This window comes from Noviherbaspirillum massiliense JC206, assembly GCF_000312045.1.
In the GTDB taxonomy this organism is placed as follows: domain Bacteria; phylum Pseudomonadota; class Gammaproteobacteria; order Burkholderiales; family Burkholderiaceae_D; genus Noviherbaspirillum; species Noviherbaspirillum massiliense.
In genome coordinates this window covers 1-1,406 of record NZ_HE978635.1, presented here as the reverse complement: position 1 = coordinate 1,406, position 1,406 = coordinate 1, and the positions used below count along the sequence as shown (strand labels likewise).

General features: G+C 44.7%; 2 protein-coding genes. Both read right to left on the bottom strand.

Features of this window, described 5'->3' with window-relative positions; genetic code table 11:
- Positions 1–125: 125 nt before the first annotated feature.
- Entirely contained in the window at positions 126–923 is a 798-nt protein-coding gene (locus HGHM_RS15450; RefSeq protein WP_148415675.1) for a hypothetical protein, read from the bottom strand.
- Positions 916–1,182, bottom strand: coding sequence for a hypothetical protein (locus HGHM_RS23215; protein WP_148415673.1), 267 nt, complete (start codon positions 1,180–1,182; stop codon positions 916–918). The genes HGHM_RS15450 and HGHM_RS23215 overlap by 8 nt, the downstream gene beginning before the upstream one ends.
- Positions 1,183–1,406 lie beyond the last annotated feature (224 nt).

Genomic DNA, 1,406 nt, shown 5'->3' with positions numbered 1-1,406 from the left:
GCTTGCTAATCGTGGTCTGTCCCCTATTACCCATGCTGTTCTTACTCCGACTTCCGATTCGACGAGCTGATTTTTTTTATGGAGGTGTACCGTGTTTAAAGGTGGAATGGTGCGTGGAACGCACCCTACGCTTGCTTAGGTGGGACAACAAGAGCTTCTTTTACTTTCTGTTCGAAAATAGGTATCAGCACTTCAAGTAAGTCGAGACACTCATCCATGAGGATGTTAAGTTCATCAGGAGTGTAATAAAAACTCCCATATCTTCCTGCAAAAAAATTCGTTGCTCTTACTGTGTATAGCGGTTTCTCTACACCGATGTACGCATCAAACATCCCATCGGTTTTGCCACTGCCCAAGTCGAATGACATCAAGAGCTTGTTATTTTCGAGTACAGGTTTCGAATAGATTACCGTGCCAATAATTGCATTTACACGTTTATTTCCTATGATAGTTTTTACATTTTTATCTAGATGGAAATCGGGAAAACGCTTGGCGACAATAGTTTGCACAAGTTTTTTTCGGTCTTTCATTAAAAATCGTCTCAGCTGATCCCTTTTTTCGGAGGATATAGGAACGAAACGTGCACGCAAAATTCGCTCCTTCTCTCTTCCTAATTGCTTAACTCTGTTCCATGCTGGTTCATCACGGAACAACTCGCCAGCAACAGCAAACTTTTTGAAAGCAACAAAACTTTCAACTAATTCGCGCTTGTCCTGCTCTGTGTAATTGAGCAAAAACTCGCGGTTACAATTCAAAGGCAAATATTGGGGTAACCGATCAAATGGAGAAATTCCGCGAACGGTCATCTCCACTATTTCAGCAATCTTTTTCCGAATCCGACGGTCTACCTCGGCATCGAATTCGATCAATTGTTTAATCGACTCACTCATAACCATTAGCTCTTCCATGAGCAATTTAGTCAAGGGCTGGCCCTCTTGGTGGAGTCGGCATCGGTGGCGCGAAAGGGCCATGTGTCAGCGCCTGCTTCAATGCTTTACCAAGCGTATTTAGGCCTTCGCTAACTGTATCTTTAACCTCGTCCATTCGTGTTCGGCCTGTCTCTTTCAACGTATAGAAAAATAGACCTGAATCACGCTCACCAGGATAAAGTCGCACTTCAAGCTCCTTACCATTTTGGCCCCAAAAAACTCCTGCCTTTACGCCACCTTTAATATATTCCACTAGCTCCGTTGGATCGCCTCGACTATATGATTCACCAGGAGTAGATGCTGCGAGAATATAGCCAGTGATTTGTTTGTCGGCCGCTGTAAATAGGGGACAGACCACGATTATTCTTTTTGGTGCTGTCGCTCCCTAGGTCGGCCCGCCTTTCCCTTTACCACTCGCCGCCCCACCATTCTTTCAATCTCCGCCTGGAACCGGTTGGTACCCAATACATAGTTACG